The organism is Bacteroides sp. RTP21281st1_H5_RTP21281_210402, from assembly GCF_040918965.1.
Taxonomy (GTDB): domain Bacteria; phylum Bacteroidota; class Bacteroidia; order Bacteroidales; family Bacteroidaceae; genus Bacteroides; species Bacteroides congonensis.
Map to the genome: position 1 here is coordinate 293,611 of NZ_JBCOWR010000005.1, position 19,560 is coordinate 313,170.

The 19,560-nt window shown below is 44.8% G+C and carries 19 protein-coding genes; 15 read left to right on the forward strand and 4 right to left on the reverse strand.

Annotation, left to right across the window (positions count from 1 at the left end):
* Positions 1-185: 185 nt before the first annotated feature.
* The 12 genes from AB5443_RS10050 (at position 186) to AB5443_RS10105 (ending at position 12,868) form a co-directional block, all read left to right on the forward strand.
* Entirely contained in the window at positions 186-2,432 is a 2,247-nt protein-coding gene (locus AB5443_RS10050) for a hypothetical protein (RefSeq protein WP_368113994.1), read from the forward strand.
* Positions 2,433-2,703: 271 nt separating this feature from the next.
* Positions 2,704-3,321, forward strand: a complete 618-nt coding sequence (locus AB5443_RS10055) for an HU family DNA-binding protein (RefSeq protein ID WP_303003269.1) — start codon at positions 2,704-2,706, stop codon at positions 3,319-3,321.
* A gap of 141 nt (positions 3,322-3,462) precedes the next feature.
* Complete coding sequence (locus tag AB5443_RS10060) at positions 3,463-3,777, forward strand: hypothetical protein (RefSeq protein ID WP_333698020.1); 315 nt, start codon at positions 3,463-3,465, stop codon at positions 3,775-3,777.
* Between the two features lie 85 nt (positions 3,778-3,862).
* Positions 3,863-6,022, forward strand: coding sequence for a TonB-dependent receptor (locus AB5443_RS10065; protein ID WP_368113993.1), 2,160 nt, complete (start codon positions 3,863-3,865; stop codon positions 6,020-6,022).
* A complete protein-coding gene (locus AB5443_RS10070; RefSeq protein WP_073342981.1) occupies positions 6,019-6,510 on the forward strand; it encodes a DUF4625 domain-containing protein in 492 nt (163 codons plus the stop codon). The genes AB5443_RS10065 and AB5443_RS10070 overlap by 4 nt, the downstream gene beginning before the upstream one ends.
* Positions 6,511-6,675: 165 nt before the next feature.
* Positions 6,676-7,272: a cytochrome c nitrite reductase small subunit gene (nrfH, locus tag AB5443_RS10075; protein ID WP_195408648.1), complete on the forward strand. Its 597-nt coding sequence runs from the start codon at positions 6,676-6,678 to the stop codon at positions 7,270-7,272.
* Positions 7,273-7,314: 42 nt separating this feature from the next.
* A complete protein-coding gene (nrfA, locus tag AB5443_RS10080) occupies positions 7,315-8,796 on the forward strand; it encodes an ammonia-forming cytochrome c nitrite reductase (RefSeq protein WP_022138646.1) in 1,482 nt (493 codons plus the stop codon).
* A 66-nt stretch (positions 8,797-8,862) separates the two neighbouring features.
* The gene (locus tag AB5443_RS10085) at positions 8,863-10,107 is read left to right on the forward strand and encodes a cytochrome c biogenesis protein ResB (protein ID WP_368113992.1); all 1,245 of its coding nucleotides are present in this window, start codon (positions 8,863-8,865) and stop codon (positions 10,105-10,107) included.
* Entirely contained in the window at positions 10,104-10,895 is a 792-nt protein-coding gene (gene ccsA, locus AB5443_RS10090) for a cytochrome c biogenesis protein (protein WP_044656172.1), read from the forward strand. Before AB5443_RS10085 ends, ccsA begins: the two co-directional genes overlap by 4 nt.
* Positions 10,896-10,924: 29 nt before the next feature.
* Positions 10,925-12,202 carry an alginate export family protein gene (locus tag AB5443_RS10095; RefSeq protein WP_303006969.1) on the forward strand — a complete coding sequence of 426 codons (1,278 nt, stop codon included), beginning with the start codon at positions 10,925-10,927 and terminating at the stop codon, positions 12,200-12,202.
* A gap of 185 nt (positions 12,203-12,387) precedes the next feature.
* Complete coding sequence (locus AB5443_RS10100) at positions 12,388-12,603, forward strand: hypothetical protein (protein ID WP_195408644.1); 216 nt, start codon at positions 12,388-12,390, stop codon at positions 12,601-12,603.
* Entirely contained in the window at positions 12,596-12,868 is a 273-nt protein-coding gene (locus AB5443_RS10105) for a type II toxin-antitoxin system YafQ family toxin (protein ID WP_073342963.1), read from the forward strand. Before AB5443_RS10100 ends, AB5443_RS10105 begins: the two co-directional genes overlap by 8 nt.
* Before the next feature lie 335 nt (positions 12,869-13,203).
* Here the strand turns inward: AB5443_RS10105 and AB5443_RS10110 are convergent, their stop codons facing one another.
* From AB5443_RS10110 to AB5443_RS10125, 4 genes are all read right to left on the reverse strand, one after another.
* The gene (locus AB5443_RS10110; protein WP_303006966.1) at positions 13,204-14,277 is read right to left on the reverse strand and encodes an alpha/beta hydrolase; all 1,074 of its coding nucleotides are present in this window, start codon (positions 14,275-14,277) and stop codon (positions 13,204-13,206) included.
* 256 nt (positions 14,278-14,533) lie between these two features.
* Complete coding sequence (locus AB5443_RS10115; protein WP_303006963.1) at positions 14,534-15,370, reverse strand: AraC family transcriptional regulator; 837 nt, start codon at positions 15,368-15,370, stop codon at positions 14,534-14,536.
* A gap of 136 nt (positions 15,371-15,506) precedes the next feature.
* Complete coding sequence (locus AB5443_RS10120) at positions 15,507-16,196, reverse strand: Crp/Fnr family transcriptional regulator (protein ID WP_022138635.1); 690 nt, start codon at positions 16,194-16,196, stop codon at positions 15,507-15,509.
* Between the two features lie 118 nt (positions 16,197-16,314).
* Positions 16,315-17,169, reverse strand: coding sequence for an AraC family transcriptional regulator (locus tag AB5443_RS10125; protein WP_073342959.1), 855 nt, complete (start codon positions 17,167-17,169; stop codon positions 16,315-16,317).
* Between the two features lie 131 nt (positions 17,170-17,300).
* Here AB5443_RS10125 and AB5443_RS10130 point away from each other — a divergent pair, with 131 nt between their 5' ends.
* From AB5443_RS10130 to AB5443_RS10140, 3 genes are all read left to right on the forward strand, one after another.
* Positions 17,301-17,930, forward strand: a complete 630-nt coding sequence (locus tag AB5443_RS10130) for a nitroreductase family protein (RefSeq protein WP_288361893.1) — start codon at positions 17,301-17,303, stop codon at positions 17,928-17,930.
* Positions 17,931-18,043: 113 nt separating this feature from the next.
* Positions 18,044-18,583: a flavodoxin family protein gene (locus AB5443_RS10135; RefSeq protein WP_368113991.1), complete on the forward strand. Its 540-nt coding sequence runs from the start codon at positions 18,044-18,046 to the stop codon at positions 18,581-18,583.
* Positions 18,584-18,719: 136 nt separating this feature from the next.
* The gene (locus tag AB5443_RS10140) at positions 18,720-19,541 is read left to right on the forward strand and encodes an MBL fold metallo-hydrolase (protein WP_368113990.1); all 822 of its coding nucleotides are present in this window, start codon (positions 18,720-18,722) and stop codon (positions 19,539-19,541) included.
* The last annotated feature ends 19 nt before the right edge of the window (positions 19,542-19,560 follow it).

The window sequence follows — 19,560 nt, forward strand, 5'->3', positions numbered from 1 at the left end:
GCTTCGGGATTATCTGAAATAAGGTCAACCGGGGCTTACTTCTTAACGGTGGATATTGCTGGTTCGAATCCGGCCTGTTCTACCTCTTTTTATAAACTAAGGTCAAGGAAGGCTTACTTCAAAAACCGCAGGAATGCTCCATTGATTCACAGTCTCCCGATTACCTTACTTAAAAAACACAACCTATGAAAAAAGATTTATTGAAAGTAACTATCAGGCAAAATGCAATTTATCTGCCTTTGATAGAAGGAACAGAAAAGCGCGAAGCATTGACTTCGACTACCATAGCATTGGTAGCCCAACTTCGTAAAGTAGGATATACTTTGTCCGAAGAGTTGCTTCATGCTGTCAATCAGTTATATCCGGCGCAGCAGGTGGAGATTCTTCAAGTGATGAAGGAAGTATTGGGCGTGACGCTCAACTGGGCTCCATTGGTAAAAGGTTGGGATACACCTACCGGAGAAACAGGATTAGACCATTTGATAACATGGATTGCAAACATCTTCAATAGCAAGAAAGGTGTGAAATTGCCCTGCGGACACGTGATTCCCGATAATACCTTCCCTTTGGAGCGATACAACGGCTGCCCGTTCTGCGGAACTCCGTTTGAAACGTCCGCTACGGAATACTTCGGACAGGGAAGCAAGCTGAAAGTTCTTGAACTTTGGCGGGAAGAGGATTTGAATGGTTTCTTCCGCGACCTGCTTGAATCGCGTACGGCTCTTGATGCCACGCAAGTGGATAGCTTGAAGATTTTGCTTGGCGAACTTCTGTTGCCGGCAGTCGGAATCAAGATGAAAGAAACTTTGATGCTGGTGATAGATACATTGGTGGAGCAGGACAGGGCGCAGGAAGCGCAAATCTATTTCTCCACTCCGAACGATATATTGCGTTATCTGTGGTATAAGAAAACCGGATTCCTGCAAATCATCGAACCTAAGACTATCATCCGTAAGGCGGGTAGAAACAATGCGCATATAACTGCTGTTTTGGATAAAAGCCGTTCGGCTGCTCAGGCGAAGCGTGAGGAACTGAAGTTGAAATACACCCGCCGTGAATGTAAAATGGTAGCCCTCTGGCTGAATAACCTGGAGATGAACGCGGAAAAGGCTTGTGAAATCATGCATCCGAAAAGGGAGATGTGGGTACGTATGATACGTGCGCTGCGTTTGGCGGAATATGCCCGTAAGCCGGGATTTGAGAATCTGAAGGAGTTGATGGATATATTCTATTGTCAGACATATACGGTTTGGCAGGGAGAGGTAGACCGTTACCGTATGAAGGCGGATGCCGCACAGACATTTGCCTTGTTGAAGCAGCGGCCGGGTATGTTCGCACGTTCCTTGTTTGCCAATATGCTTTGGTTCGGGCCGGAAGAGACGTTGGCTGCATTCAAGGAAGTCGTTCATTTGTTGCCGGCTCGTTTGGTGGTCACTTTGGGTATGTATGCGGAGAACTACTTTGAATCCGGACGTAAGAGAATGGTGAAACCTTTGGGCGGTAATGCTCATTTGATAGAACCTCACTATTTGGTGAGTCTTTATATGGAAGAACAGCTTAAAGCGATGGTGAAGGATGTACAGGACTTGTGTAAGGAGGTCGTGGCTGCCCGTTTTGCCAATGCGGCTACCGAAAGTGGAAACAAAAGTATGTATATTGACCCTATGTTGTTTCATATCCCGTTGTCTATCGGAGACCGTAGCGAAGCAATTCAGGATACTTCCTGTGCATTGCAGGGAACACGTTTCCCGGTAGAAGGGGATAAGGTGCGCCTGTTCATGCAGTGGGGAAAGGGACTTCCGGCACAGCATTTGGATATGGACTTGAGCTGTCATATCACTTTGCCTTCAACGACAGAAGTTTGCTCTTATTTCAACTTGCAGGCTATCGGTGCCAAGCATAGCGGAGATATTCGAAGCATCCCCGACAAGAAAGGTACCGCCGAGTATATCGAACTGGATTTGAATGAGCTGAACCGTGTAGGTGCGCAGTATGTGGTTTTCACTTGCAATGCTTATAGTAATGGGGCTATCTCCCCTAATTTGGTAGTCGGTTGGATGAACTCCGCTTATCCGATGAGGATATCAGAGAAGACCGGAGTGGCTTACGACCCTTCATGCGTTCAGCATCAGGTACGTGTTTCCCAGAGTTTGCAGAAAGGGCTTGTTTTCGGGGTGTTGAAAGTGAAAGAAAGGGAAATCGTCTGGCTAGAAGTTCCTTTCGGCGGGCAGACTGTGCTTTCTTTGGATACACAAGCTATCGAAAAGTTCTTGGATAAACTGGACGCGAAAACAACCATAGGTGAACTGTTGGCAATCAAAGCGCAGGCGCAGGGATTGAAACTGGTTGATACTGCGGAAGCGGACGAGGTATATACCCGTGAATGGGCATTGAATACTGCTGCCGTGACTAAGTTACTGTTGGGCGATTAATTTCTAAAGAGGAATAAACTTTTTTCTCTTTAGATTTAAAGGTCGCATCGTATAAAGTTGTACCTTTGTATGCGATAAGCTATTCGTCTGACAGCTGTTGAACTTTCGTCTGACAACTGTTTCTTTTTCGTCTGACAGGTGTTAGACGAAAAGAGAACAGTTGTCAGACGATTATTTTTATACTAAACGGAGAATAAGGTTTAGGGAAGGAAGAGGTAAATGTCAGCGAATAAGCTATTAAATGTATAAACAACCAATAAAAAATATCCTTATGAGTGCATATTATGATTTGTATGAAACGCCTGACCCTAATAGTACGGGAGAGAAACAACCGCTTCATGCCCGTATTGTTCCGAATGGAACTTATTCGAAGAAAGAATTTATAGAACGTGTATCCCGCCACCAGCCTTTTCCCCATAATATTATTGAAGGAGTACTTGGGGCCGTCGTTGACGAACTTGCCGAAGCGTTGGCAGACGGATACATTGTAGAACTGGGCGAACTTGGGCATTTCAGTATTTCATTGAAATGTACTCATAAAGTAATGAATAAGAAGGAAATTCGTGCCGAGTCTATTCGCTTCGATAATGTTCATTTACGTACTTCTAAAGAATTTAAAAAGAAAGTACATCGGGAGATAGAACTCGAACGGGTGGAGAATTCCGGCCGGACTACTTCCAAAACAGAGATACCTATCGAACAACGTCTTCAAATGTTACAGGAGTTCCTGAAGAAAAATGGTGGAATCACCCGCATAGAATATAGCAGACTGACAGGAGTAGCCCGATTGAAAGCTGTAGATGATTTGAATACTTTTATTCAAGAGGGGAAACTGCGTAAGAGAGGGGCGGGAAGGAATGTGTTTTATGTATGGAAACAGGAAGAATGAGATAATTTACAGTTGATTTTTCAGAGGTAATTTCAGAAAAGGAATATTGTCTGATAACACATATTAAGCCTGATAATTTGTCAGTTCTCTTTCATACCCCTATATTTGTTCCCGCTATTCTATATAACCAATAGAGGGAGAATGTATCACAATAGGAAAATAAGAGCATACATAGCGTGGGTGTTGTTCATGACATTCATTCCTTTCTTTGTAGTGAAGACTTTTCACTACCATGGAAGCGAGGATGAAAAGTCATGTTCTCATGCCGGGCACTCTCACAAGTCATCCGATGATTGTGCGATATGTCAATACTCCCTTTCTTTCTTTACTGAACCCCAACCGGTAGAATTTCATTGTACATTAACGCTCGTGCCTTACGAGCCAATCATTTATCAGGATAAGGTCGTTTGCAAACGGACTTATTCGCATCAACTGCGTGCGCCACCTGTCGCGTAATTACATACTCAAATTTACGAAGAAGACAGATTCACTGTAACCTGTCCTCATACTCATTTTACACATTAAATAAAGATTGTAATTGATGCGTATCGGAATTATTTCGGGCGTACTGGGGCTGATTGTAGCCTTACCCGTCCACGCACAGAAGTCCGATTCAATCAAGAGCATGCTTTTGCCTGATGTTGTGGTGACGGAAACGTACCGGCAACGTCAAGCCAAGAAGTCTGCGCTCACGGTTGAAGTGATAAATCAGGATTTTCTGCGTAAACATTTTACAGGAAACTTCATGCAGGCGATGGAGAACATCCCCGGCGTGCAAGCAATGGATATAGGCTCCGGCTTCTCCAAACCGATGATTCGCGGAATAGGATTCAACCGGATTGCCGTATTGGAGAATGGCGTCAAGCAGGAAGGGCAACAATGGGGAGCCGACCACGGGCTGGAACTCGATGCTTTCAATATCGAAGCGGTCAATGTCCTCAAAGGCCCTGCTTCCTTGCTGTACGGCAGCGACGCGATGGGCGGAGTGATTGATATAACCCCGCCACCCGTCCCTACTGGCAACAGTGTCTTTGGAGACGTTACACTCTTGGGCAAATCTGTCAATGGAACGATTGGCGGCTCACTGATGCTGGGAATAAAGAAGAATGCCTGGTATTCCCATATCCGCTACTCGGAACAGCATTTCGGAGATTATCGTATCCCTACGGATACCATCGTTTATCTCACGCAGAAAATGCCCGTCTACGGACACAAGTTAAAGAACACGGCAGGTATCGAACGCAATGTCGGATTCTTCACCCAATATCAAAGAAAAAGGTATAAGGCGAACTACTCCGTGAGCAATGTATATCAAAAGACCGGTTTCTTTCCAGGAGCGCACGGCGTGCCCGACGCGTCCCGCGTAGAGGATGACGGAGACAGCCGCAATATTGAGTTGCCATATAGCAAAGTAAATCATCTGAAAGTGACTACCCATCAGCAATATGCGTGGGAGAAACTAATCTTGTCAGGTGATTTGGGCTTCCAAAACAATCATCGTGAAGAATGGAGTGCCTTCCATACCCACTACGGTTCGCAACCCGCACCGGAGAAAAACCCGGACAAAGAACTGGCTTTTAACCTGAATACTTACAGTGCTTCGGTAAAAGCCCGCTTTGTCGGTTCTTCCTCATGGGAGCATACGCTGGGTTGGGACGGACAGCATCAACGAAACGGCATCTCCGGCTATTCGTTCTTACTGCCCGAATACCACCGTTCCACCACCGGATTGCTTTGGCTCACCACCTATCGACCTAACAATGTCCTCTCCATTAGCGGGGGAGTACGATATGACTACGGACATATCAACATCTCTGCCCATGAAGACGCCTATCTTGCCGATTATCTGCAAAAACAAGGATATGAACAGGAACAGATAGACTTCTATAAGTGGAACAGCCACGCAGTGAAGAAACATTTCGGTGATTACTCCTTTTCTTTAGGACTTGTGTGGACACCCTCGGTCGCTCATATGATAAAGCTGAATGTCGGACGCAGTTTCCGTCTGCCCGGCGCGAACGAGCTTGCCGCCAACGGTGTGCATCACGGCACTTTCCGCCATGAGCAGGGAGACGCGACGCTGAAGTCCGAGCAAGGCTGGCAACTGGACGCTTCTTATAACCTGAACTACCGGAGAATCTCTTTTTCCGTTTCCCCCTTTGTCAGTTGGTTCAGCAATTATATCTTCCTGCGGCCTACCGGCGAATGGTCTGTATTGCCCCATGCCGGACAAATCTATCGCTACACCAGAGCGGAAGCATTATTCGCGGGAACGGAAGCTACGATAGATGTCCGCTTTCTGCGCAACTTCAATTATCGTATCTCCGCCGAGTATGTCTACACCTATAATTGTGACGAACATATCCCGTTGAGTTTCTCTCCGCCGCCCGGTATGCGGAATACATTGACCTGGCAGCATAAACGCTATATGCTTTATGCCGAATGGCAAAGTATCGCCCGTCAGAACCGTGTCGACCGCAACGAAGACCGTACGTCCGGGGCAAACCTGTTCCATCTGGGCGGCTCATTAAACATTCCGACAGGTGGAAACAGTGAAATAGAAATCACCCTGACCGCCCGTAATATCTTCAATACCCGATATTACAATCATCTTAGCTTTTACAGGAAAGTTGAAATCCCCGAACCGGGACGCAACTTCCAGTTATTAATCAAAATCCCATTTAAAAAAATCCTAAAATGAAAAATAAATTTTATCTCCCGATGATTGCCTTTATGGCTATGTCCGCTTTTGTATTTGTCTCTTGTGATAACGACGACTCCAGTGATACCACCAAACCGCTGATTGAACTTCACGAACCGGAAGAGGGGCAAGCCCTTGAAATCGGAAATGAACACGGGGTTCATTTGGAAATGGACTTGTCGGACGATGTTATGCTGAAATCTTATAAGATTGAGATACACAGCAACTTTGACCACCATTCGCATGGCGGCAATAGCAGGGCTGCCGCGGCAACCGTGGATTTCAGTTTCAACAAATCCTATGATATTTCGGGACAGAAAACGGCGCATATTCATCATCACGATATTGTGATACCCGCCGATGCGACTCCGGGAGACTATCACTTGATGGTTTATTGCACGGATGCCGCAGGCAATGAGTCTTATGTCGCCCGCAACATCAAGTTGAGCAACGAAGTGGAAGATGAAGATCATCATCACGACGAATAAGATGCCCCATTGCGTATTATAAGGAAAAACAAACTGTTTCCAGTCTGCGGAAACGACAGATTCTTCTTTTTTTTAACAAAGAGTCTTTTTTCTTTCAAAAGGTGTAATATCTATTACACCTTTTTTGTTTCCAAACCTTTACTTTTGTAAAAAATACTTTTTCATATGATGAAGTTACCAATAATAAATCGACTCTTTCCTTCTTATAAATGGAAGGTAGCGGCTGTCATCATCGGCGGAATTATTGTGGGCGGTGGAGCACTATTCATGTATATGCTTCGTGCGCATACCTATTTAGGAGATGACCCGGCCGCATGTGTGAACTGCCACATCATGACTCCTTACTATGCGACATGGTTTCATAGCTCTCATGCACGCGACGCCACTTGCAATGACTGTCATGTGCCGCATGAAAATGCCGTGAAGAAATGGACTTTTAAAGGTATAGACGGTATGAAGCACGTCGCCGCCTTTCTCACGAAAAGCGAACCGCAGGTTATCCAGGCTCATGCAGCCAGTTCCGAAGTGATTATGAATAATTGTATCCGCTGTCATACGCAGCTCAATACCGAGTTTGTGAAGACGGGTAAGATTGATTATATGTTGTCGCAGGTAGGAGAGGGAAAGGCTTGCTGGGATTGTCACCGCGATGTTCCGCATGGCGGGAAGAACTCCTTGTCAGGCACTCCGGGAGCTATCGTTCCCCTTCCCGAATCCCCTGTTCCCGAATGGCTACGGAAAATGGTGAATAATAAAGATTAACAGGAAATGAAATACGTAATAAAATAATAAAACCGATATACAATGGAAAAGAAATTAAAATCATGGCAAGGATGGCTGTTGTTCGGAGGTTCAATGGTCGTTGTGTTTGTTTTGGGATTATGCGTTTCTGCGTTGATGGAGCGCAGGGCGGAAGTCGCCAGCATCTTCAATAACCGTAAGAACGTCATCAAAGGGATTGAAGCACGGAATGAACTCTTCAAGGATGATTTCCCGCGTGAATATCAGACTTGGACAGAAACGGCAAAGACTGATTTTGAAAGCGAATTTAATGGAAATATTGCAGTCGACGCACTGGAAAAACGTCCCGAAATGGTTGTCCTTTGGGCAGGATATGCTTTCTCTAAAGACTATTCCACTCCGCGCGGACATATGCATGCCATTGAAGACATTACCGCTTCACTGCGTACCGGAGCACCCGTAAATCCGACTGACGGCCCGCAGCCGTCCACTTGCTGGACTTGCAAGAGTCCGGATGTCCCCCGTATGATGGAAGCCATCGGCGTAGACTCTTTCTATAATAACAAGTGGGGAGCCATGGGTGCCGAAATAGTGAACCCGATTGGTTGTTCCGACTGTCACGACCCGGAAACAATGAATCTTCATATCAGCCGTCCGGCATTGATAGAAGCTTTCCAACGTCAGGGAAAGGACATCACCAAAGCTACTCCGCAGGAGATGCGCTCACTGGTATGCGCGCAATGCCATGTAGAATATTACTTCAAAGGCGATGGCAAATATCTGACTTTCCCTTGGGACAAAGGTTTCACGGTAGAAGACATGGAAGCCTATTATGATGAGGCCGGTTTTTACGATTATATCCATAAACTGAGCCGCACGCCGATTCTGAAAGCGCAGCATCCCGATTATGAAATTTGCCAGATGGGTATTCACGGTCAGAGAGGTGTCTCTTGTGCCGATTGCCACATGCCTTATAAGAGTGAAGGCGGCGTGAAATTCAGTGACCACCATATCCAAAGCCCGTTGGCTATGATTGACCGTACTTGTCAGGTCTGCCATCGCGAGAGCGAAGAGACTTTGCGCAATAACGTTTATGAACGTCAGCGCAAAGCGAACGAAATCCGCAACCGTCTGGAACAGGAATTGGCGAAAGCGCATATCGAAGCCAAGTTTGCCTGGGACAAAGGGGCTACAGAAGACCAGATGAAAGATGTTCTTGCATTGATTCGTCAGGCACAGTGGCGTTGGGACTTCGGAGTGGCTTCACACGGCGGCTCTTTCCATGCACCGCAGGAGATTCAGAGAATCCTTTCTCACGGACTCGACCGTGCTATGCAGGCTCGTCTCGCCGTATCCAAAGTCCTGGCAAAGAACGGATATACAGATAACGTTCCGATGCCGGACATCTCGACGAAGGCAAAGGCACAGGAATATATCGGGCTGGATATGGACGCTGAAAGAGCGGCGAAAGAGAAGTTCTTGAAAACAACTGTTCCTGCCTGGTTGGAGAAAGCGAAAGAAAACGGACGTCTGGCACAGATATAAAACAAATATAAAATAAGGTATAGGACAAATATAGGATAGATATAAGATAAGTATAAGAATATATATATGTGGAGCAAACCGTGGAGTTATAAGGAAGGGCTGACGATTGGCGCAGGATTACTGGTAATAGGCATATTGCTGCAAATAACGGTGGGTGCTATCAACTGGGACTTGTTTGCCTGTCCGGTCAATGTGATTGTATTAGTGGTTTATATCATTGCACTGATAGTCATGCATCTTCTTCGTAAACGTGTGTATTTATTCGGATGGTTGAGCCATTACTCCGCTGCCGTCTCCGCCCTGTTGTGGGTGGTCGGCATGACGGTGATAATGGGGCTTGTCCGGCAAGTTCCTTCCGGTCATGCTTCAAATGCTTCAACGGATTTGCTGGGATTCTCGCAGATGATTTCGTCATGGCCTTTCGTTCTGCTTTACTTTTGGATGGTCACTGCATTGGGACTGACGATACTTCGTGCCAGCTTTCCTTTCAAACTGAGCCGCCTTTCGTTTCTTCTCAATCATATCGGATTGTTCGTCGCGTTGATAGCGGCTACTTTAGGCAATGCCGATATGCAACGTTTGAAGATGACTACCCGGATGGGGAATGCCGAATGGCGGGCTACCGATGATAAAGGGCATTTGGTGGAACTTCCATTGGCTATCGAACTGAAGGATTTCACTATCGACGAATATCCCCCGAAACTGATGTTGATTGACAATGAGACAGGCCGCACGCTTCCCGAAAAATCTCCGGTACATATTCTACTGGAAGAAGGAGTATCGGACGGCAACTTGCAGGACTGGCAACTCACCATCGAACAATCTATCCCGATGGCTGCTTCCGTGGCTACCGAGGATACATTGAAATTTACCGAATTTCATTCGATGGGTGCTACCTATGCCGTATATCTGAAAGCTGTTAATCAGAAGAGTCAACAGATGAAAGAAGGCTGGGTGAGCTGCGGAAGTTTTCTTTTTCCATACAGGGCAATGCGTCTGGACTCGTTGACCAGTCTTGTGATGCCGGAACGGGAACCGCAACGGTTTGCGTCGGAAGTGAAGATTTATACACAGGAAGGAACGATAACCGAAGGTACAATCGAAGTAAACCGTCCGATGGAAGTGGAAGGATGGAAAATCTATCAGCTTAGTTACGACGAGACAAAAGGACGATGGAGCGATGTCAGTATCTTCGAACTGGTTCGTGACCCGTGGCTGCCGATAGTTTATGCGGGAATTATTATGATGATGGCAGGAGCTATCTGTCTGTTCGTGAATGCTCAAAAGAGGAAAGAGGAGGATAAAGCATGAGTTGGGACTATTTTGTACTGTTTGCCATAATTGCACTGGTTTGTTGGGCTATCGGAGCTTTTGCAGCCTGGAAAGGCACGAAGCCGGGATGGGCTTACGGATTTACCCTGTTAGGGTTAGCTGTTTTCTTCAGCTTTATGATTGGAATGTGGATTTCATTGGAACGTCCCCCGATGCGGACAATGGGAGAGACGCGTTTATGGTATTCTTTCTTTCTGCCATTGGCAGGGTTGATTACCTATGTGCGTTGGAAGTACAAATGGATTCTTAGTTTCAGTTGTATCCTCTCACTGGTGTTTATCTGTATTAATATCTTCAAACCGGAGATTCATAATAAAACCCTGATGCCTGCTTTGCAAAGCCCGTGGTTTGCGCCTCATGTCATCGTGTACATGTTCGCCTACGCCATGTTGGGAGCGGCAACGGTGATGGCTGTCTATCTGCTTTGGTTCAAAAAGAAAGAAATAGAACGAAAAGAGATGGATTTATGCGACAACCTCACCTATGTAGGTCTGGCATTTATGACATTGGGAATGTTAACGGGCGCTATCTGGGCGAAAGAAGCCTGGGGACATTACTGGGCTTGGGACCCGAAAGAGACATGGGCGGCGGCAACCTGGTTTGCCTATCTGGTATATATCCATTTCAGATTGGGCAAACCGTTGAAAGCGCGTCCGGCATTAGTTATTTTGTTAGTATCGTTTGTTTTATTACAGATGTGCTGGTATGGAATCAATTATCTTCCATCGGCACAAGGAGTCAGTGTACACACTTATAATTTGAATTGAAATATCAAATCATTTAAATTGCAATATTGATGAAAACATTTTATTGGTCATTAGTGCTTATGATGCTATTGCCAGGCATGGCATACACACAAAACACGGAGAAGGAAAATGAGTTCTCGATGTCGATGCAAATCAGACCTCGGGCGGAGTATCGGAACGGAGCCTGGTTTCCTCGCAATGAAGGGGTGAAAGCCGCATCGTCTATCAACAATCGTGCCCGTTTGTCGATTGACTACAAGCGGTCGGACTTGGAAATAAAGATGTCGGCACAGCACGTCGGAGTTTGGGGACAAGACCCGCAGATTGACAAGAACGGACGTTTTGTCCTGAACGAAGCATGGGCAAAACTTAATTTCGGACACGGCCTTTTTGCCCAGTTGGGGCGTCAGGCATTGGTTTATGACGATGAGCGTATCTTGGGCGGACTGGACTGGAATGTGGCGGGACGTTATCATGACGCGTTGAAACTGGGATATGCGAATAAGAATAATGAAGTGCACCTTATTCTCGCCTTCAACCAGAATGACGAGAAGAAGATAGGCGGTACTTATTATGCTTCCGGCGCACAGCCTTATAAGAATATGCAGACAGTATGGTATCACTATAAAGCGGATGCAATCCCATTCGGCGCTTCTCTATTGTTTATGAACCTGGGACTGGAAACCGGGGACGCGGCTACGCAGGATTCGCATACCCGTTACCTGCAAACAATGGGAACGTATCTTACCTATAAGCCCGGTAGCTGGAACCTGGACGGTGCTTTCTACTATCAGACGGGTAAGAATAAGAATGCTGAGAAAGTGTCGGCATTAATGGGAAGCGTGCAGGCTGCCTATGCTTTTGACAAGACATGGGGAGTTGTGGCAAGTTTCGACTATCTGAGCGGCGATAAGGGAAACGGTGGCAAGTTTAAAGCGTTCGACCCTCTCTACGGAACACACCATAAGTTCTACGGAAGCATGGACTATTTCTATGCGAATCTGTTTGTGGACGGTTATGCGCCCGGTTTGATGGACAGCCGTATCGGTGTCCGTTTCCGTGCTTCGGACAAGGTGGATATGGAGATGAATTATCACTATTTCACTACCGCGGTTAAATTGCCGGATTTGAAGAAGTCTTTAGGTTCGGAAGTCGATTATCAGATTAACTGGTCAGTGATGAAAGACGTGAAACTCTCTGCCGGATATTCTTTCATGCGTGGCACGAAAACGATGGATGTAGTGAAAGGCGGAAATCATAGGAGTTGGCAAGACTGGGGATGGGTATCGTTGAATATCAATCCGAGAGTGTTTTTCACTAAATGGTAGAGAAGTAAATAGTATGATGAAAATCCCGGTTGGCAAATGTTGGCCGGGATTTTTTTAGTTAATAGCGGCATACCTCTATTAATATATGTGTATGATACTGCAAAAACACTGCTTTTTAATATATTGTAAAAGGAAATAATGATTATCTTTGCAAAAAAGGTCAGGAGGTGTATATGGATATGACAATGGAAACAAAAAGTATCAAGATGGACGTTATGGAAGATTTGATGGCTATAGATAATCTGGATACTTTAAAAAAGATAAAGTCGTATATAGCGAAAGTGCGTAAGCAAAGTAATATGAATGATGCTACCCGTAAGGCTTTGGAGGAAATGGAAAAGGGAGAAATGATTCATTTCAATTCTTTTGATGCTTATGTAAAAGCAACAGAAAATGCTTGAAATAAATGTAACGCATCAGTTCATGAAAGACCTGAAAATAGCTAAAAAAAGAGGTCTTGATATTAATAAGCTTAATGAAGTAGTTCGTTTGATAGCTGAAGAGAAAACATTACCGGATAAGAATAAAGACCATAAATTAAGAGGTGACTACATGGGTTGTAGGGAATGTCATATCCAACCGGATTGGCTGTTAATCTATGTGGTGGAAGATTCGGTTAAAATCTTGAATTTATTACGTACTGGCACTCATTCGGATTTATTTTAGGGAGAATATCAACCCGAAAGTGTTTTCACTAAATGGTAGAGAAATAAACAGAATGATGAGAATCCCGGTTGGCTTATGTTGACCGGGATTTTATGACTTAGACCTCTATACCGGATATTCGACAAATTCTTTCAGTCGTCGGGCAAGTAGCTTTTTTCTTGTGGGCTGCACCCCTGTAATGTTATAATAGTGATGTGTACGGCAAAGAATTAAAATTTCCGTGCCGGTGCGGGAAACGCGGTATCCAAATCATGCAAATCTTCCTCTGTCAGATGAATGGAAAGGCTTCGGGAATTATCTTCCACATGGGTTATATTGGTTCTTATGGCAATTTTTTATTTGAGGTTCGACTTGAAAAATGCTTCCAGTTTGTCAAACGGAATCTTCCGGTCGTAAAGGTCGGTGTGGTTGGCTCCGGGAACGATTAGTAACTCCTTGTTGTTGCCCTTGAGGCGTTTGAAGGCATCTTCGCTGAAATAACGTGAATGGGCATTTTCGCCGTGAATGAGCAATACGGCATTGTCAATCTCGTGGATATAGGACAACAATGGCATATTGATGAACGAAAGAGCCATCGTGGGTTTCCATGCACCGTTGGAATTGATGGCACGGGCGTGGAAAGCACGTTCAGTCTTGTAATAATCGAAGTAGTCCTTGACGAATTGCGGCTCGTCGCCCTTGATGCTGGCGGGCAGACCGGGCGTACCGGGAGTGGCCGTGCCGTTCTGTGCATCACGAGTCCGGATGGCATTCATCGTCTCGCGTTTGTTGCGGCGTGCCTCGGTACTGTCCTCGGCATCGAAATAGCCGTTGGCATTCACGCGGCTCATATCGTACATAGTAGAAGCTACTGTTGCTTTGATGCGCGTGTCCATTGCGGCGGCATTCAGTCCCATACCACCGAATCCGCAGATGCCGATGATACCGATGCGTTCGGCATCTACATCGGGGTGTGCGGTCAGGAAATCCACTGCCGCGCTAAAATCTTCGGTGTTGATGTCGGGTGATGCCACATTGCGGGGTTCGCCACCGCTCTCGCCCGTATAAGAAGGGTCGAATGCAAGGGTGAGGAATCCGCGTTCGGCCATTGTCTGCGCATAAAGTCCCGATGACTGTTCCTTCACAGCCCCGAAAGGGCCGCTAACGGCAATGGCAGGGAGTTTACTTTCGATATTCTTGGGTTCGTACAAGTCGGCGGCAAGTGTGATGCCATAGCGGTTTTTGAAGGTTACTTTACGATGATTTACCTTGTTGCTCTGTGGGAACTTTTTGTCCCATTCCTGTGTAAGATTCAATGTGTCCATATGATTACTTGTTTTTTGATTTGTTATACCGTTCGTGCAGCCGGTAAGCAGCCCCATACTTAACAAGGCTGTGATAGCTACGGATTTAAAATTCGCTGTTCTCATCATTCTATTATTTAAATGGTTATTGTTCTATTTCATATTGCAAAGGTACGGCTATAAAATAAGCGGCACATTATTGTCAGGCTCAAAAGGAGTTACTCAAAAGCTCAACTATCCATTTTCTGAAAAATTATCAAGGATGCACTTACCGTAAGGTTACTGTAAGGGACAAGCTGCAAGGTAATGTGAAAGCCTCACTGCGACGTCGCTGTGAGGCTCAAATAAATCTATTAAAAAACTCAATATACTTTGCTCCGATTTACACGAATGTGGCGGTCGGCGGCATACCGTACTGTTTTTTGAAGGCGGTTGAGAAATGAGACGGATTCTTGAAACCGACTTCGGCATAAACATCCACGACCTTTTTGCCGCCCTCTTTCATCAGGGCGTAAGCTACTTCGAGTCGTTTACGGATAAGCCATTTTTCGGGAGTGAGGTCGCTGATTTTCTTGAAATCCCGTTTGAATGTGGCAAGGCTGCGTCCCGTGTAGTGTGCCATCTCTTCCATCGTGAACTCGTACATGTAGTTCTCGTTCATAAATTCCAGAATATCTATTTTCCACGGTTCGTTGAAGTCGAAAAGCGTCGGCGCGAACTGTTTGTCGATATGTAATAATGCGAGCAAACCTTCCTGCAATTTCAGTTGCATCAGATCATCCGCAGGTTTCACCTTCGGATCGAAGTAAGGCGTCATCGAAGCGAACAGACTGGCGAGTTCGACCGTTTTCGGAAGCTTTATCACTCCGGAATTGAGTTTTGCGGTATTGGCCGGTACTTTACGTTGTCCCAACTTACCGTACATTTCACGTAGGAAACGACGTGTGAACATCAGGAAGATACCGCAGTAGCGTTCACCATCTTTCGTCTTCTTGTACATCGTGATGTGATGGTCGCGCGGTATGAAGACGCATTCGCCTTTTCCGACATGAATTTGCTCATTGCCATTGTCGAGAATCATCTCACCTGAATAGACGTAATTGATGGCATATTCGCGGGAGCGGTGTACGCAGCCGCTGAGGTCATCATAGAAGAAACTGTAGAATACATCGTTGTAATTGAAGATAAGCTTCATTTGCCCTAATTGTTCATCTGTCATATTTTTCTGCTTTTCTTTCTGATTGCAAATATAACAAAAACAGTTTCATTTCTTTTCGGCTCATTTATATATTTAACTTGTTTTCGATATAAGAGTCAAATTATTCCTTTGTTTCAACCCTGCCCCTGTTTCTTTATTATATGAATTTCTCTAAAGCTGCCTTATTCAAAATTTCCACCCGTTTCCCTTCCATTGTCATAAGCCCTTCCTTGATAATCTTATTAATTTCCTTCGACAAGGCAGGACGGGATACATTGAGGTATTCGGCAAGTTGGGATTGTGTATGTGTAATCTCCACTATCAGGGAATCTTTCTTCTTGTGTTCGAACAGATAAACGATAAATCTTTCCCGGACAGTCTTGCGGGAGAGTGGTTTCAGCCGTGATACGGTACAGATGTTGCAATTGCCTGCAATGCAGAGAAAATTGTGCAACACTTGCGGATCCTGGCTGATAACTTTAAAGGTAGAATCTTTGGTTGCCATAAGTATCACACTGTCCTCAAGGGCTGTAAAAGTAGCCGGCAATGTGTTGTCCGAGTTGAAAAGATGTGGAGTGGCGAAAGTGCGTGGCGCGATGATATATTCAATCATCACTTCATTTCCCAATCCGTCGATAATATCCGTGCGCAATTTCCCTTCCAACAACACATACAGTTTGTTACAAGGTGTTCCCTGTGTAACAACTATCTCTTTCTTGTTTGCTGCATAGACTACGAAATCCAGTTTCTCCAATAGGGATTCTTTAATGTTTAAAGGCAAATCCCGGAAAAGGGGGATTTGAAACAGCTTTTCTTTATGTGTGTCGGTCAGTTGTATTTTTTTCATTGTATCATGTTGTTCGTATCGTGGACAAACTTACAATAAATCTCTGGAATAACCTCGAAAAATGGGAGAAATGCGCTGAACGGTTTGGATATAAAATCGTCTTTGAAGAAAAAGATGACTATTGAAATTGTTTTCTGTATTTGGATGGAGATATTCCCAAGGTATTTGTGAAAACCCGGACGAAATGGGGCAAATCATTAAAACCGACCATAAAACAAATCTCGGATACTTGTTTATGTGAATTTTTAAGAAGTTCGCAGGCTGTATTTAAGCGGTATTGGGTTACATACTGTGAGAAGGTCATTCCTTTGCAACGTTTGAAATAGGAACAGAAAGCGGAGCGGTTCATGCCTATTTCTGCCGCAATATCATCCAAAGATATGGTATGGATATAGTGAGCCATTACATAAGTACAGATTTGCTGCATACGTCTCACGTCACGTTCAATACTCATGGGCTTTCCGGCAAGGGTATGGTCGGATGAGGTAAATATGACAGGTAGCAGACGAAACATTTCGCATAGGCGTCCCAATTCGTCCATATCGTTCATCCGTGACAATATCCGGCGAATGGTTTGTGAACTTCCGGTACCGAATTTCAGTGCGTTCGTCGGGAATGTAATGTTCGTCAGACGATTACGCAGTTCGGGGAATACTGCCATACATCGTTCTACAAGCGAATGGCTGAAAGCGACCATTAAATAACGGACACATCCGTCATTGTCTGCCGAATCCGGCGAATACTCCCAACGGTGAAACATGGACGGTGGTATTAATGCCACATCGCCTGCTGCGAAAGGTTGCAATGTGTCGCCTGACATTCGTGTGCCATATCCGTGGACAACATAATACAACTCCCATGCATCATGCTGGTGCAGTTTGGCTTCGATACTGGTTTCTATTCGTTGGTCTATGAAGAAAAAAGAGTGATTCTCTACTTCGGGCAATTCATAAGGAATGACAGTGTCTTCCATAAAAGTATGTTTAAAATGACTATTATGCAAATATACGACAAATATATGAGATAATACCACAAATATATAACAAGAAAGTGGGGTAACTTTGCAACTGGAAACAATAAGTATAACTATAAAAATGTATTGTTATGGATTTCTATCAAGTATTAGAAAAAAGAAGAACCATTCGCGACTTTTCCGATAAGGAAGTGACGGATGAAGTGTTGGAAAAGGTATTGTCGGCTGCATTCAAGGCTCCGACTAATGACCATTTGCGGCAGTTTGAATTTGTTGTCATGAGAGGGAAGGAGAACATAGCCCGGCTCATATCGCCTGTAGTGGAAAACACCAGGAACATTCAGCAGACAGCACTAAAGGCAGCTGCCGGCGTGATGGATAAGGATGAGCATGCCATGTTTGTCGATGCGTTGCCCAAACAACAACGTATGCTTATGCAAAGTAATTGTCTCGTGCTTCCATTTTTCCGGCAAAAGGATTTTCCTCTGTGCCAACCTGCTGACCAAAGTTCACTCAACTATTTCGCTTCCGCATGGGCAGCCGTTGAGAATATTCTGTTGGCAGCAACGGCGGAAGGATTGGCGTGTGCATTCCGCATTCCTATTGGCAACGAACCGGAGTATGTGAAACATCTTGTTAATGCTCCGGATGAATATGAGTTCACTTGTTTTCTTGCCATCGGTTATGCGGCGGAAGATGCGCATATATGTAAGCAGAAAGAAATCCGGGTAGGGGACAGGATTCATAAGAATGTCTGGTAAATCAGTAATCAAGGTATATCTCTCTGTAATTTATATACATTTACTATGCCATAAATTGTCTATTTTTGCAAAGTGAAAAGACTATTAATTCTAAAGATAAAATTAGTAAAGTTATGGCTAAAAAAGTTCTGATAATTTCGTCCAGTCCGCGTAAAGGTGGCAATTCGGATTTGCTTTGTGATGAATTTATGAAAGGTGTTTTCGAAGTGGGCAATGAGGTGGAAAAGATATTCTTGAAAGACAAGACGGTTCACCCTTGCACCGGATGTAGTGTTTGCAGTATGTACGGTAAGCCTTGTCCGCAAAAGGACGATGCAGCGGAAATCGTTGAAAAAATGATTGCCGCTGATGTGATTGTAATGGCAACTCCTGTGTATTTCTACACGATGTGCGGTCAGATGAAGATTATGATTGACCGTTGTTGCGCACGCTATACGGAGATAACAAACAAGGAATTTTATTTTATTATTGCGGCGGCAGAAGATAATAAAGCAATGATGGAGCGCACCATCGACGGATTCCGTGGCTTCCTCGATTGCCTGGAAGGGGCGCAGGAAAAAGGAACAGTTTATGGAATCGGTGCCTGGAAGGTAGGGGAGATTAAGGATACTCCTTATATGCAGGAAGCATATAATATGGGAAAGATGGTGTAACTTCTACCACACTTCCCTCACCCTTTGCTCTTTTTGTGATTACTTAATTGACCGGATTGCTTGTTCTGCCATAGAATTATTATAATTTTGTGGCAGAACTTTTTATATTGTATGATTCGTTTAAAAACTAAGCATCATGGGCTATACAATAACGACTCTTGTAGAGAATTGTGTCTATGGACGTAAATTGCAGGCAGAACACGGACTTTCTCTCTATATCGAGACACCGGGACATAGATTACTCTTCGATACGGGAGCGTCCGATTTGTTTATCCGTAACGCCCGCCTGCTACATATTGACTTGCAGAAAGTTGATTATTTGATATTATCTCATGGGCACAGTGACCATACGGGAGGGCTACGCCATTTCCTGGAACTGAACACTCAGGCAACGGTTGTCTGTAAACGTGAAGCCTTTTCTCCTAAATTCAAGGATGAACGCGAAAACGGAATGCAGCATACGCAGGCTTTCGACCTTTCCCGCTTCCGTTTTATTGAAGAACAGACCGAACTGCTCCCCGGCATATTTCTCTTTCCCTCTATTGATATTATCGACCGGGAAGATACCCATTTCGAACGTTTCCAGGTTCAGAAAGAAGACGGTTGCTATATACCGGATACTTTTCAGGATGAATTGGCGGTAGTGCTAGTAGAACCGGACGGGCTTTCCGTTTTGAGCGCCTGTTCTCATCGGGGAATTACAAATATTCTGCGAACAGTCCGTGCGGCATTTCCGGAATCTCCTTGTAACTTACTGTTGGGAGGTTTTCATATTCATAACGCGGAAGAACGGAAATATCAGATCATTGCAGATTATCTGAAAGAGTATCTGCCGCGTCAGATTGGTGTCTGCCATTGTACGGGAGTAGATAAATATGCTTTCTTCTATAAGGATTTTGGCGACAGGATATTCTATAATTACACGGGAAAAGTAATTCAAACCGATTTGTTGGAATAAAATATATATAATAATTTGA